The organism is Pseudomonas sp. NPDC090208 (assembly GCF_044746785.1).
GTDB lineage: Bacteria > Pseudomonadota > Gammaproteobacteria > Pseudomonadales > Pseudomonadaceae > Aquipseudomonas.
In genome coordinates this window covers 111,645-124,355 of record NZ_JBIVCU010000005.1, presented here as the reverse complement: position 1 = coordinate 124,355, position 12,711 = coordinate 111,645, and the positions used below count along the sequence as shown (strand labels likewise).

At 62.9% G+C, this 12,711-nt stretch carries 14 protein-coding genes; 1 reads left to right on the top strand and 13 read right to left on the bottom strand.

The annotated features are described in order from the left end of the window. Nucleotides 1-169 precede the first annotated feature (169 nt). The 6 genes from ACIPL0_RS10975 to ACIPL0_RS10950 form a co-directional block, all read right to left on the bottom strand. Nucleotides 170-520, bottom strand: coding sequence for an L-rhamnose mutarotase (locus ACIPL0_RS10975; protein ID WP_400596664.1), 351 nt, complete (start codon nucleotides 518-520; stop codon nucleotides 170-172). After that, nucleotides 517-1,293 (bottom strand): SDR family oxidoreductase, encoded by a 777-nt coding sequence (locus ACIPL0_RS10970; protein WP_400596663.1) that lies wholly within the window; start codon nucleotides 1,291-1,293, stop codon nucleotides 517-519. Before ACIPL0_RS10970 ends, ACIPL0_RS10975 begins: the two co-directional genes overlap by 4 nt. Continuing rightward, nucleotides 1,290-2,144: an amidohydrolase family protein gene (locus tag ACIPL0_RS10965; protein WP_400596661.1), complete on the bottom strand. Its 855-nt coding sequence runs from the start codon at nucleotides 2,142-2,144 to the stop codon at nucleotides 1,290-1,292. The genes ACIPL0_RS10970 and ACIPL0_RS10965 overlap by 4 nt, the downstream gene beginning before the upstream one ends. Before the next feature lie 280 nt (nucleotides 2,145-2,424). Beyond that, a complete protein-coding gene (locus ACIPL0_RS10960) occupies nucleotides 2,425-3,702 on the bottom strand; it encodes an L-fuconate dehydratase (RefSeq protein WP_400596660.1) in 1,278 nt (425 codons plus the stop codon). 137 nt (nucleotides 3,703-3,839) lie between these two features. Beyond that, the gene (locus ACIPL0_RS10955; RefSeq protein WP_400596659.1) at nucleotides 3,840-4,685 is read right to left on the bottom strand and encodes a fumarylacetoacetate hydrolase family protein; all 846 of its coding nucleotides are present in this window, start codon (nucleotides 4,683-4,685) and stop codon (nucleotides 3,840-3,842) included. A gap of 50 nt (nucleotides 4,686-4,735) precedes the next feature. After that, nucleotides 4,736-5,476: an SDR family oxidoreductase gene (locus ACIPL0_RS10950; RefSeq protein WP_400596658.1), complete on the bottom strand. Its 741-nt coding sequence runs from the start codon at nucleotides 5,474-5,476 to the stop codon at nucleotides 4,736-4,738. A gap of 238 nt (nucleotides 5,477-5,714) precedes the next feature. Here ACIPL0_RS10950 and ACIPL0_RS10945 point away from each other — a divergent pair, with 238 nt between their 5' ends. Next, nucleotides 5,715-6,476 carry a FadR/GntR family transcriptional regulator gene (locus tag ACIPL0_RS10945; protein ID WP_400596657.1) on the top strand — a complete coding sequence of 254 codons (762 nt, stop codon included), beginning with the start codon at nucleotides 5,715-5,717 and terminating at the stop codon, nucleotides 6,474-6,476. Nucleotides 6,477-6,482: 6 nt separating this feature from the next. On the opposite strand, the gene ACIPL0_RS10940 is transcribed toward ACIPL0_RS10945, so the two are convergent. From ACIPL0_RS10940 to ACIPL0_RS10910, 7 genes are all read right to left on the bottom strand, one after another. Next, nucleotides 6,483-7,304, bottom strand: a complete 822-nt coding sequence (locus ACIPL0_RS10940) for an oxidoreductase (protein WP_400596656.1) — start codon at nucleotides 7,302-7,304, stop codon at nucleotides 6,483-6,485. 124 nt (nucleotides 7,305-7,428) lie between these two features. Next, nucleotides 7,429-8,754 carry an MFS transporter gene (locus tag ACIPL0_RS10935; RefSeq protein WP_400596866.1) on the bottom strand — a complete coding sequence of 442 codons (1,326 nt, stop codon included), beginning with the start codon at nucleotides 8,752-8,754 and terminating at the stop codon, nucleotides 7,429-7,431. A 386-nt stretch (nucleotides 8,755-9,140) separates the two neighbouring features. Next, nucleotides 9,141-9,332 (bottom strand): hypothetical protein, encoded by a 192-nt coding sequence (locus ACIPL0_RS10930; protein ID WP_400596655.1) that lies wholly within the window; start codon nucleotides 9,330-9,332, stop codon nucleotides 9,141-9,143. 85 nt (nucleotides 9,333-9,417) lie between these two features. Then, on the bottom strand, nucleotides 9,418-10,155 hold the full coding sequence (gene hutC, locus ACIPL0_RS10925; RefSeq protein WP_400596654.1) for a histidine utilization repressor: 738 nt from the start codon (nucleotides 10,153-10,155) through the stop codon (nucleotides 9,418-9,420). 135 nt (nucleotides 10,156-10,290) lie between these two features. Next, entirely contained in the window at nucleotides 10,291-11,115 is an 825-nt protein-coding gene (locus ACIPL0_RS10920; RefSeq protein ID WP_400596865.1) for an amino acid ABC transporter ATP-binding protein, read from the bottom strand. A gap of 62 nt (nucleotides 11,116-11,177) precedes the next feature. After that, on the bottom strand, nucleotides 11,178-11,849 hold the full coding sequence (locus ACIPL0_RS10915) for an amino acid ABC transporter permease (RefSeq protein ID WP_400596653.1): 672 nt from the start codon (nucleotides 11,847-11,849) through the stop codon (nucleotides 11,178-11,180). After that, entirely contained in the window at nucleotides 11,846-12,505 is a 660-nt protein-coding gene (locus ACIPL0_RS10910) for an amino acid ABC transporter permease (protein WP_400596652.1), read from the bottom strand. Before ACIPL0_RS10910 ends, ACIPL0_RS10915 begins: the two co-directional genes overlap by 4 nt. Between the last annotated feature and the right edge of the window lie 206 nt (nucleotides 12,506-12,711).

The following is a 12,711-nucleotide window of genomic DNA, read 5'->3' as shown; positions in this document are numbered from 1 at the left end:
TGAAGCGTGATGAAGCGTGGTGGTTTACGGGTGAACCGGGTGCGTACCTGAATCTGTGGGAGCGAATTCATTCGCGATGCGTCGGGACAGGCGGCGAGGATGTGTCACCTGCATTGACGTCATCGCGAATGAATTCGCTCCCACAGCGCAAAGCGTCGAATTACGGCGATCAGTACGGCTGATCCACCAGGCTGAAAATCTGCTCCATGGGCTGCCATTTGCCGCCCGGTGTGGTCCACGGCGTAGGCTTCTGGAAGCGCCACATCAACGCCTCCCACTCCTGCACGCGCGGGTTGTCTGCCGATGCGGCGTCCATCGCCTCGAAACTGAAGCCCGGTGCGGTGTTCATGACCATGAACAGCCGCGTGCCCAGTCGCCAGATCTGCATGTCCTGCACACCCTGGCTGCGCAGGTGGCTGGCGATCTCCGGCCAGATGCGTTGGTGCAGGCGCTGGTATTCGGCGATCAGCGTCGGGTCATCCTGCAGATCCAGCGCCATGCAATAGCGCCCGCCGCTCATGTCAGTGCCCGGTCGAGGTGGGTGTAGCCGCCATCGACCACCAGCCATTGCCCGGTGGTGTGCGAGGCGCGGGAAGACAACAGGAACAGCACGCTGTCGGCGATTTCGGTCGGGGTGGTCATGCGCTGGCCGAGGGGAATCTTCTCGACGATTTTCGCCAGCTTGGCCTGCGGGTCGTCGAAGCTGGCGATCCAGCGCTCGTACAGCGGCGTCATGACCTCGGCCGGAATCACCGCGTTGACCCGCACGCCGTCATCGAGCAGCGACGCCGCCCACTCGCGGGTCAACGACAGTTGCGCGCCCTTGGCGGCGGTGTAGCCGCTGGTGCCACCTTGACCGGTGAGGGCGGTTTTCGAACCGATATTGACGATGGCGCCCCGGCTGGCTTTCAGCGCGTCGACGCACAAGTGGGTCATCAGGTAGTAGTGGATCAGGTTCTTTTCCAGCGACTCGATAAAAGCGCTGCGTCCGGCATCGAGACCGACGTTGTCGTTGACCCCGGCGTTGTTGACCAAGCCGTCGATGCGTCCGAAACGTTGCAGCACGGAGGTCACCGCGACCTGGCATTGCGCCTCGTCACGCAGTTCGACCTGAATGAACAGACTTTGCGGTTGGCGACGGTCCAGCTCGGCGGCCAGTTCGACGGGCAGCGGCTGGTTGGCGAGGATCACCGGGATCGCGCCCTCTTCGGCGAGGCCCAGCGAAATCGCAGCGCCGATGCCGGAGCCGCCGCCGGTGACAATGATGACTTTGTCTTGCAGGTACAGATTCATGGCAGGTTTCCTTCGAGGCCATAAAGGCGAATGGCGGTGCCGCCGCGAATCGCTGCCTGTTCATCGGCAGACAATTGCTCAAGGGCGGTTTCGAACAGGTGATGGACGTCGGCGTAACGCCCGGCAAGCTGACACACCGGCCAGTCGGAGCCGAACATCAGCCGCTGCGGGCCGAACAGTTCAAGGGCGAGATGGAAGTACGGCAGCAACTCGACGGGTTGCCAGTGTGTCCAGTCGGCCTCGGTGATCAGGCCGGACAGCTTGCAACTGACATGGGGCAGGGCGGCCAGCGGTGCCAGACGTTCGGCCCAGGCCAGCGAGTCCTGGCGGGACAGGTCGGGTTTGCCGAGATGATCGAGAATCAGGTGATGATGGTCGTGGCGCTGACAGAAGTCGGTGGCTGCAGGCAGGTCGGCTTCCTTGATCAGCACGTCATACGTCAGGCCGAGTGATTGCAGCCGGGCGACGCCACGGTTGAACGCCGGGTCCTGCATGAAGGCCGAGGGCGAAGGTTCGTCCTGGATCTGATGACGAAAGCCTCGTAACCGTGTGTTGCCGGACCAGGTGGCCAGTTGCTGCGTCAGGTCATTGGCGCGCAAGTCGACCCAGCCGACCACGCCGACGATCCACGGGTAATCACGGGCCAGCGTCAGCAGCGCATCGGTTTCTTCCACACTGTGCCGGGCCTGCACCGCAATGCAACCGGCGATGCCGTGCTGATCGAGCACGGGCTTGAGGTCATCGGGCATGAAGTCGCGGCGCAGGGCAGCGTGACGATCATCGACCCACGGGTAGTCCTGCGCACGGTACCGCCAGAAATGCTGATGGGCATCCAGCCGCAAGGCGGACACTGGATTCCTTGTGTCTTGGGACGACATTGTTGTTGTACTCCGTCCGTTGTCAGTAAACCCGTGCAGTCCGGCTTGCCGGCAGCAGCGCCCTCGAGATCGCTACTGCCGGCAAGCCGGACTGCTACGGGGCAGAGCCACATCTGTGGGAGCGAGCTTGCCCGGGAATGCGTTGGGTCAAACGACATCGATGTCCCCGACACGTCGCCTTCGCAGGCAAACCAGCCCCCACAGGTTCTGTGTTTGTCGCGTGGTCGGTGAGCGCCACAAAATCTGTTGGCGATCAGCCGTGATGAGCGTACTGCCGACGTGAGGCCTCCTTCATCTGGATCGAGAACCCGGGCGCCTGCGGCGGCATGTAGGCCGCATCGCGAATCACGCAGGGATCTTCGAAGTGTTCGTGCAGATGATCGACGAACTCCACCACGCGGCCTTCATGGGTGCCGGCGATGCACAGGTAGTCGATCATCGACAGGTGCTGCACGTACTCGCACAGACCGACGCCGCCGGCATGCGGGCAAACCGGCAGGTTGTATTTGGCCGCCATCAACATCACCGCCAGCACTTCGTTGACACCGCCCAGACGGCAGGCGTCGATCTGCACCACGTCGATGGCTTCGCGCATGATCAGTTGCTTGAAGATGATGCGGTTCTGGCACATCTCCCCGGTCGCCACTTTCACCGGGGAGACGCCGAGGCGGATCTTGCGATGGCCTTCGATGTCGTCCGGGCTGGTCGGCTCTTCGATGAACCACGGCTTGGCGAATGATAGTTCGCGCACCCAGTCGATGGCAGCGTTGACTTCCCAGACCTGATTGGCGTCGATCATCAACTGACGGTCCGGGCCGAGCACTTCGCGGGCGATGCGCACACGGCGGATGTCGTCCTGCAGGTCGCGGCCGACTTTCAGCTTGATATGGGAGAAGCCGCCGTCGACCGCTTCCTGGCACAGGCGGCGCAGTTTGTCGTCCGGGTAGCCGAGCCAGCCGGCGGACGTGGTGTAGCAGGGGTAGCCTTCGGCTTCGAGATGTTGCAGGCGTTCGGCCTTGCCTTTGGCGCGATCACGCAACAGGCTCAGGGCTTCGTCCGGGGTGATGCAGTCGGTGATGTAGCGGAAGTCGATGCAGCGCACCAGTTCTTCCGGGCTCATGTCGGCCACCAGTTTCCACACCGGCTTGCCGGCGGACTTGGCCCACAGGTCCCACGCGGCGTTGACCACCGCGCCGGTGGCCAGGTGAATGGCGCCCTTGTCCGGACCGATCCAGCGCAACTGGCTGTCACTGGTGACGTGACGCCAGAAGCGGCCCATGTCTTCGGCGATCCACTCCAGCTTGAGGCCGACGACCACGCCGGCCAGAGCGTTGATCGCCGCGCAGCAGATTTCGTTACCACGACCGATGGTGAACGTCAGGCCGTGGCCCTGCAGGGTGGGGTGGTCGGTTTCCAGAATGACATAGGCCGCCGAGTAGTCCGGATCGGGGTTCATCGCGTCGGAGCCGTCCAGCGACTGCGACGTGGGAAAGCGGATGTCTTCAACGCGCAGGGCGGTGATGGTGGTCATGGCAGCTCCCTTTGGAATTGTTATCAGCTTGCAGAACCTGTAGGCCTTCGTTTGCCCGCGATTGTGGTGCGTCAGCCATGGATGTATCGATTGGCACGACGCAATCGCGGGCAAGCGCGCTCCTACGGGGGGCGGTGTCAGGCGTCGACGGTCAGTTGTTCCTGTACGCCCAGGCCTTCGATGCTCAGGCGCATGCGCTGGCCGGCACGCAGGAACACCGGTTCCGGCTTGATGCCCAGACCCACGCCCGGCGGTGTGCCGGTGGAAATCACGTCGCCTGGTTGCAGGCTCATGAACTGGCTGAGGTAGCTGATCAGTTTGGGGATCTGGAAAATCATGGTGCGGGTGTTGCCGTTCTGATATCGCTTGCCGTCGACTTCCAGCCACAGGTTGAGCTGGTGCGGGTCGGCGATTTCGTCTTTGGTGACCAGCCACGGCCCCATCGGACCGAAGGTGTCGCAGCCTTTGCCCTTGTCCCAGGTACCGCCGCGTTCGAGCTGGAATTCACGCTCGGAGACGTCGTTGATCACGCAGTAGCCGGCGACGTGTTCCAGTGCATCGGCTTCGTCGATATAGCGGCCGCCCTTGCCGATCACCACGCCCAGTTCGACTTCCCAGTCGGTCTTGGTCGAATGGCGCGGGATTTCCACGTTGTCGTTGGGGCCGACGATGGCGCTGGTCCACTTGTTGAAAATGATCGGCTCGGCAGGAATCGGCGCGCCGGTTTCGGCGGCATGGTCGGCGTAGTTGAGGCCGATGCAGATGAACTTGCCGACTGCGCCGACACACGGACCGATACGTGGATTGCCTTTGACCAGTGGCAGGCTCAGCGGGTCCAGCGCCTTGAGCGAGTTCAGGCTGTCCGGGCTCAGGGCGGCACCGGCAACGTCGTCGATGAATTCCGACAGGTCGCGGATGCCACCGTGGTCGTCGAGCAGGGCCGGTTGTTCGTGGCCGGGTTCACCGTAACGCAGCAGTTTCATGGGGTTTCCTCGTTGAAATGAGTAAAGGGATGTGTGGCCGCTCGAAGCGATCAGTTACTCCAGCCGCCATCAATGATCTGTGCCGTGCCGGTGGTAAAGCCGCTGGCCGGGGAGCCGAGGTACAGCGCCAATTGTGCGATTTCTTCGGGGGAGCCCAGACGGCCCATGGGCTGACGGGCTTCGAAGGCGGCGTAGACTTCGGCTTCGTCGCGGTGCTCGCGGGCAGCCTGTTCGGCGACGCGCTGGCGCAACGACGGTGATTCGACGGTGCCGGGGCAGATGCAGTTGCAGCGGATGTTCTGACCGACGAAGTCGGCCGCCACCGAGCGGGTGATGCCGATCACCGCCGCCTTGCTGGCGCAATAGGCGAAGCGGTTGGGGACGCCCTTGATGGCCGAAGCCACCGACGACATGTTGATGATCGAGCCGCCGCCGTTGGCCAGCATGGCTGGCAGGAAGGCGCGGATCATCTTGTACATGGCGGTGACGTTGAGGCTGAAAGCGAAATCCCAGTCCTTGTCGGAGCAATCGAGAATGTTGCCGGCATGCACCACGCCTGCGCAGTTGAACAGCACGTCCAGCGCGCCGATTTCAGCTGCCAGCCGCTCGATGGCGCCATGGTCGGTGACATCCAGCACATGCTTGTGTACGCCGTGCAGGGCATCCAGCGCAGCACCGTTGATGTCCACGGCAAAAACTTCCGCGCCGGCCTTCAGGAAAGCCTCGACACTGGCTTGACCGATGCCCTGGGCGGCGGCGGTGATGAGCACTCGCTTACCGGTGAGGTCCATTGATGAATCCCTTGTTTTTATTGTGAAGACGACGCTTGGCGTCTGGTCCAATGGTCAGGCCATTGAAAGCGCAGTAAATGTCGGCAGACACAGGTGTAACCCCGAGAGGTTTGCTATGATCCGTGCATTGCAGCGATCCAATGGTCAGGCCATTGGTCCTGTTTGTAGCACTTGTCGTGGACCTCAACAAGGTCATTTTTCGTCATGAGTGCCTTCGGAATTTTCGAGCTGACCGCTGATGCCAATCCAACTTATTGATAACCAAAGGCTTTATCGCCAGATCGCTGACCAGCTACGGGCCTTGATCGACAGTGGCGAATTTCCACCGGGCAGCCGTCTGCCGGCCGAGCGTGAGCTGGCCAAATTGCTCGGCGTCAGCCGCGCTTCGGTGCGTGAGGCAATGATTGCGCTGGAAGTGATCGGCCTGGTCGATGTGCGCGTCGGCAATGGCGTGCTGGTCTGTGAGCCGCCGGTACAGATGCTTTCCGACGAGCCGGTGATGACCCAGGCGACCCGTGACCAATGGAAGGATCTCGATCCCGAGCTGGGTATCGAGGTGGATTTCAGTGCTGAGATTCCGCCGTTTGCGCTGTTGCAGGCTCGGCGTCTGATCGAGCCGGAAACCGCCGCGCTGGCCGCTCAGAACGCCAGTGATGACGAGCTGGAAATGATCCGCGAAGCGTTCGAGCGCAACGCCCGCGACAACCGCGAGCATTCGCACACCCATCCCGGCGACCGTCTGTTCCATATCCGCATCGCCCAGGCGTCGGGCAACCCGGCGTATGCGCTGATGATCCAGCACCTGCTGGGTCATCAGTACGGCAGCATGTTCCAGCGTTTGCAGGCGCATTACACCTCGGACGACATGCCGTTCCGCTCCGAACATGAGCACCGCCTGATTCTGCAGGCACTGGAAAACCGTGACGCCGACGCCGCACGGCTGGCGATGGCCGGGCACCTCGATGAGGTGATCCGTATCTTCAGCCGTAGCGGCGTCTGAGCCTTTTCAGCCGTCGGTGGAGCGGGAAACTTCTTCCCAGGCGGCGATTTCTGCTTCCAGTTGCGCCAGCTTGTCGCGCACCAGTTTCAAGGCATCGCTGCCGAGCAACAGGTGCGCTGGCGGGTGTTCGCTGTCGATCAGTTTGAGCATGGCGTCGGCCGCTTTCAGCGGGTCGCCGGGCTGCTTGCCGCTGCGTTCTTCCCGCGCCTTGCGGATCGGGTCGAACAGTTCGTTGTAATCGGCGATCTGCCGGGGCGAGCGTTGCATCGAACGGCCTGCCCAGTCGGTGCGGAACGAGCCCGGTGCCACCGCCGTGACATGCACGCCGAACGGCTTCAGCTCTTTGCCCAGCACTTCGGAAATGCCTTCCAGGGCGAACTTGCTGCCGCAGTACCAGGCAATGCCGGGGAAGGTGATGTGGCCGCCCATGGAGGTGATGTTGATGATGTGGCCGCGACGGCGCTGACGAAACAGCGGCACAAAAGCTTTGGTGACCGCCGCCGCGCCGAATACGTTGACGTCGAACTGACGGCGCAGCTCGTCCAGCGACGACTCTTCCAGAATGCCTTCGTGGCCGTAACCGGCGTTGTTGACCAACACGTCCACCGGGCCGAACGCGGTGTCGGCGTCGTCGATCACGCTGTCGATGGCGGCAAAGTCGGTGACATCCAGTAGCACGCCGTGGGCGCGTGGTCCCAGGGCTTCGAATGCCTCCAGTGCCTGACGATCACGCAACGTGCCGATGACCGTGTGTCCCGCCGCCAGCGCCTGTTGCGCCAGAGCCTTGCCGAAACCGCTGCTGACGCCTGTGATGAACAGGGTCTTCATAGGGATGCTTCCTCTTCAGGGGGATGTGCGTAGGCATGAGTCCCCCATGATAGAAGCCACCGGCGGGCGCTGCGAACGTGCAGTCCTGCCGCATGCTTGCCTGATCCTGCCGCAGGGCAGGGTTTCAGGCCTTGGCGTTGGCGGTGTTGCGGGTGACCAGGCGCAAGCCGCTGGCGACCGCGCCCACCGCCGCGAAACCGGCGCCGATGCTCAACGCCAGCACCGGGCCGTGGGTGCTGCTGATGCCGAAGCTCAACGCCACCAATGCCGCGCCGGTGGCCTGACCGATCAACCGTGCGGTGGCGACCGTGCCGCTGGCACCGCTGGCGCGTTCCTTCGGGGCACTGGTCATCAGGGCTTTCTGGTTGGGCGCCTGGAAGAAACCGAAACCGATGCCGCAGATGATCATCCGCGCGCCGATCGACCAAACGCTGGCGTCGACCGGCATGGTCGCCAGGGAAATCATCCCGCAACACAGTGTCGCCAGACCGATGCCGCCCAGCAGGCCCGGTGGGTAACGGTCCGACAGGCGCCCGGCAAACGGTGCGATCATCGCCACCACCACCGACCACGGGGTCATCAGAAAGCCGGTCTGCACCGGGTCGCGGCCCAGCGTGGTTTCAAAGAAGAACGGCAGCGAAACGAAGGCCAGGCCCTGGGTGGCGAACGAACAGAAGGCGGTCAGTGCCGACAGAGCGAACATCGGGCGCTTGAGCAGGTCCAGCGGAAACATCGGCGCTGGATGGCCGGCCTCGCGTTTGAGCATCAGGGCGCCACCGACCAGAAACACCGCCAGGGCGATCAACACGCTGTTCATCGAGCCCAGTTGCGCCGCCTGGCTCAGGGCGAAGATCAGTGCGCCAAAGGTGATGACGTTGAGAATCGCGGTGACGCGGTCGAAGGTCAGGCTGCCGGGTTTGGTGGCCGGCAGCGAGTTCCAGGCGAACACCAGGGCGAACACGCCGATGGGCAGGTTGATCGCGAACAGCCATGGCCAGTTCGCCACCGACAGCACCAGCGAGGCGATGGTCGGGCCGATGGAAAACGATGTGCCCACCACCAGCGCGTTCATGCCCAGCCCGCGACCGAGGCGTTCACGAGGGAAGATCAGGCTGATCAGACCGGCGTTGACGCTCATGATCGCGCTGGCGCCGATGCCTTGCAGGACGCGAGCGATGGTCAGGCTTGGCAGCGACCAGGAAAAGGTACACAGCGCCGACGACACCACGAACAGGATCAGCCCGCCGAGGTACACCTTGCGTTGTCCGAGCACGCCGCCCAAGGCAGCAAACGGCAGCAGGGTGGCGACCGCAGCGAGTTGATAGGCGTTGATGATCCACACCGAAGCGGCGGGCGAGGCATTGAGGTCGGCGGCGATGGCTGGCAGTGCGGTGTTGGCGATGGCGGTGTCGAGGGTGGCCAAGGCGATGGACAGCAAAATCGCCACCATGCCGCGAAACTCGCGGGGGGTGAGCTTATCGGTGACGCGCGGGGAATCCTGAACGGTGGGCTGAGCCATGAACGATAACGCTCCGGGGGTAACTTCAGGCAGGCCTGCAGGGGCAGACGAAAGCGTTATCGTGCCTATTGATTAGGGGGCTATGCAATGGACAAATCCACGATCTTGAGCGTTCGGCGCTTGCCGGCTCATATGCGGATTTGCTGGCCAAAAGCTGTTCAAGAGCTGTTCAAGAGCTGTTGTGGGAGGGATCCGAGGTTACGAGGGTCGCGAAAGCGTCGGGTCAGACACCGCAGTATTGAATGACCCACCGCCTTCGCGAGCAGGGCTCCCTCCCACAGGAAACTGCGCCCATCAGACGTTTTAGTGCTGATGGATCATCCACCTGCCGTATCAATATCCCGGTCCGTCTCGCCGGTCTGGTTTTCTTCCTTGGTGGTGTCCGGCGACTCGTGCTCTTCCGGCTTGAAGTCGGGGGTGTAGCTGTTGTCGGCCATTTCACGATCCTTTTGCTCTTTTGTTTTTTGCGGATCGAGGGCCGGGTCGTTGCGGTTTGCCTGGGTAACCATATGCACCTCTGATCGGGGGGGGGCTTACGGTTTCGAGGGCGTTGGTGCGGCAGGGTTCGATGATTCTGCCGAGCGGTTGTGCGCTTCAGCTGTCGCGGTGGGCACCGTTGACCGGCAGGCGGCTGCCGAGGCGGTAGCGGGAGGAGGGGTGGATCAGGCGCACATAAGTGACCACGTTGCCGCTGTTCCAGGTTCGCCGCATCAGCACCAGACACGGCTCCTCGGCCTCGATCTGCAGGTGCTTGCGTTCTTCGGCCGACGGGTGGCTGGCTTCGACGATGTGCTCCATTTCGTCGGGCTGGATGATCTGCAACAGGTAGCGCGCCGACTGCAAATCATCACCGAACGGCTGATCGAGAAACGCCGGGGCGCTCTGCGGGTTGACGTAACGGTCCTCCAGTTGCACCGCCACGTCTTCCTCGAAATGCACGCACAGCAGGTGATACACCGACGCCCCGGTCGGCAACGACAACGCCGAGGCAATTGGCATCGACGCCGCTTCCCGGGCCAGCGACAGCACCTGGCAATGGTAACGATGCCCTCGGGCGAGGATTTCATCGGCAATGTTGGTGATCTGCAGCAGATTCGATTGCGGCTTGTTCTGCGCGACGAAAGTGCCGACCCCGGAGACCCGCACCAGCCGGCCTTCTTCGCTCAATTCGCGTAGCGCCCGGTTGACCGTCATGCGCGACATGCCCAGCTCAAGCACCAGACGGTTTTCCGAGGGGATCAGGTCGCCGGGTTTCCATTCGCCGGACGCCAGCTTGCCGTGGACGAAATCCTTCGCCTGACGGTAGCGGGCCTGCGGGGTGGGTTTGTCCATCAACGATCTCCTGATGCCTTTGTAGGAGTGAGCTTGCTCGCGATGGCTGTCTGGCTGACACCTCTCGGACGTCTGAAACTCCGCAATCGCGAGCAAGCTCACTCCTACAGGATCTGTATTTGCCTTCATGCCTGCTTACGGCTTGCCGTCCTGCCAGAACGCATTGCGATCCAGGTAGTTCTGCAGGAACTGTTGCAGGCGCGGTTGGCTGGCGTTGTGGAAAATCTCCCGAGGCGTGCCGCGCGCCACGATTTCGCCCTGATCGAGAAAGATCACCGAGTCGGCCACTTGCGCCGCGAAGCCCATTTCATGGGTGACCACGACCATGGTCATGCCTTCCTTGGCCAGGGTTTTCATCACCTGCAACACCTCGCCGACCAGTTCCGGGTCGAGGGCCGAGGTCGGCTCGTCGAACAGCATGATGTGCGGCTCCATCGCCAGCGCACGGGCAATGGCCACGCGTTGCTGCTGGCCGCCGGACAACTGCGCCGGATACGCCTTGGCCTTGTGCGCCAGACCGACCTTGTCGAGCATTGCCATGCCGCGCCTGTCGGCTTCTTCCGCCGACAGCTTGCGCACCCGGCGCAGGGCTTCGCAGACGTTGCCGATGGCAGTCATGTGCGGCCACAGATTGAACTGCTGGAAGACCATGCCGACGTTGCGCCGCACCTGATTGATCTGCGACTGCGGCGCGCGCCGCCGGCCCTTGTCGGTGTCTTGCCAGCCGAGCAACTGGCCTTCGATGCGGATCTGGCCTTCATCGTATTCCTCAAGAAAGGCCATGCTGCGCAGCAGGGTGCTTTTGCCCGAACCGGACGGACCGATCAGGCACACCACTTCCGAACGCCGCACTTGCAGGTCGATGCCCTTGAGCACGCGCAGGTCGCCGAAGCTTTTGCCGACCTTGTCCAGCGTCAGGATGGTCGGCGTTTCGCCGGGCACTGTGGCCGAAGTCGTCATGGAATCACCTTGTTGCGGGCGTGCCGATGGGGTCGCGGCGGTGCCGGGAATCAGAAAACTGTTCATCGTGGTTGCCTGTTCATGAAGCGGCCGACACGGGTTTCCAGGAGCATGCCCAGCCGGGCGCACAGCTCCACCAGAATCAGGTAGCCAATGCACAGCATCAGCAGGGTTTCGACAAAGGCGAAGGTTTCCGAGCCGATGCCGGTCAGCACCAGAGTCAGTTCGGGAATGGTGATGATCGACAGCACGGCGGTTTCCTTGCACAGCACGGTGATCATGTTGACCAGCGCCGGGGTGATGATCACCAGCATCTGTGGCAACTGGATGCGCCATATGCATTGCAGGCGGGTGATGCCCAGGCAGTCGGCGGCTTCCAGTTGGCCGCGGGCCACCGACTCGAAGCCGGAGCGGAAGATTTCCGCGAAATACACGCTGCCGTAGACCCCCAGGCCAATGATGCCGGCGGGAACCGGGTCGAGGTTCAGACCGAACGATGGCCCGCCGTAATAGACCAGAAACAGCTGCACCAGAAACGGCGTGCTGCGGATCAGCTCGATGAACACTCGCAACGGCGCGCGCAGCAGGTTGTTGCCGAACACCTGGGCCACGGCGATCAGCAGACCCAGGGCGATGCCCAGCACCACGCCGCTGCTCCAGGTGCCGAGGGTGACCAGAAAACCGGCGCCGATATCGCCGAGATGGCCGGTGATGATGCTCGGGTCGAAGGTCATGCGCCACGCTCCTTGAGTCGGCGTTCCAGCAGGCTGCCGGCCCAGGCCAGGGGAATGTTGATCAGGCAGTAGAAGGCCGCGAGCATCAGGTAGTCCTGCACGAACATGTAGTCGCTGGCGGCCATGTTTTGTGCGGTGCGGGTCAAGTCGGCGAGGCCCACCACCGACACCAGCGACGAGGCCTTGATCAGCAGGATCATTTCATTGACCAGCGCCGGCAGGGTCAGGCGTACGGCCTGGGGCACGCGGATGCGCAGCAGCATCTGGCCGGCGCTCATGCCCAGCAGGCCGGCGGCTTCCAGCTGACCACCGGGAATGGCGAGAAAACCGCCGCGCATGATTTCGGCGATATAGGCACCGGCCGCCAGCGACAGGCCGATGACCGCTGCCACGGTGGGCGAGACATTGGGCAGGCCGACCCGTGGCAGGAAGTAATAGATGAACAGCAATTGCACCAGCAGCGGAATGCCGCGAAACACGAACACATAGGCACCGCCGATACGGCGCAGCAGCGGCAGTGGCGACAGACGCAGACTGCCCACCAGCACGCCGATGACAAAGCCGATCGCCAGCGCGGCGAGGGACACGCCCAGCGTCACCCACAAAGCGTCGAGCAGCAGCGGGGCGTTTTGCAGCAGCAAGGGCCAGTCGAACACGGTGTGAATTCACCTTCTTGAATTGAGTGTTTGTGGGAGGGAGCGGTGTGCCAGTCATTTTGGCGCCGCCCCGAACCTGTAGGAGCGCGCTTGCCCGCGATTGCGATGTGCCAGGTTATGCAGTGTCGTCTGGCCTGACGCATTCGCGAGCAGGGCTCCCTCCCACGAGGGGGCGGTGTGTCAGCCATTTCGGCGCCGCCCCAGTT

Bases quoted from the DNA above. Each gene is read 5' to 3' on its own strand.
- ACIPL0_RS10935 (WP_400596866.1), bottom strand. From the start codon at position 8,754: ATGGTGGCGATTTTGCTGTCCATCGCCTTGGCCACCCTCGACACCGCC.
- ACIPL0_RS10955 (WP_400596659.1), bottom strand. From the start codon at position 4,685: ATGAAACTGCTGCGTTACGGTGAACCCGGCCACGAACAACCGGCCCTG.
- ACIPL0_RS10950 (WP_400596658.1), bottom strand. From the start codon at position 5,476: ATGGACCTCACCGGTAAGCGAGTGCTCATCACCGCCGCCGCCCAGGGC.
- ACIPL0_RS10960 (WP_400596660.1), bottom strand. From the start codon at position 3,702: ATGACCACCATCACCGCCCTGCGCGTTGAAGACATCCGCTTTCCCACG.
- ACIPL0_RS10930 (WP_400596655.1), bottom strand. From the start codon at position 9,332: ATGGTTACCCAGGCAAACCGCAACGACCCGGCCCTCGATCCGCAAAAA.
- ACIPL0_RS10945 (WP_400596657.1), top strand. From the start codon at position 5,715: ATGCCAATCCAACTTATTGATAACCAAAGGCTTTATCGCCAGATCGCT.
- ACIPL0_RS10970 (WP_400596663.1), bottom strand. From the start codon at position 1,293: ATGAATCTGTACCTGCAAGACAAAGTCATCATTGTCACCGGCGGCGGC.
- hutC (WP_400596654.1), bottom strand. From the start codon at position 10,155: ATGGACAAACCCACCCCGCAGGCCCGCTACCGTCAGGCGAAGGATTTC.
- ACIPL0_RS10975 (WP_400596664.1), bottom strand. From the start codon at position 520: ATGAGCGGCGGGCGCTATTGCATGGCGCTGGATCTGCAGGATGACCCG.
- ACIPL0_RS10920 (WP_400596865.1), bottom strand. From the start codon at position 11,115: ATGACGACTTCGGCCACAGTGCCCGGCGAAACGCCGACCATCCTGACG.
- ACIPL0_RS10915 (WP_400596653.1), bottom strand. From the start codon at position 11,849: ATGACCTTCGACCCGAGCATCATCACCGGCCATCTCGGCGATATCGGC.
- ACIPL0_RS10940 (WP_400596656.1), bottom strand. From the start codon at position 7,304: ATGAAGACCCTGTTCATCACAGGCGTCAGCAGCGGTTTCGGCAAGGCT.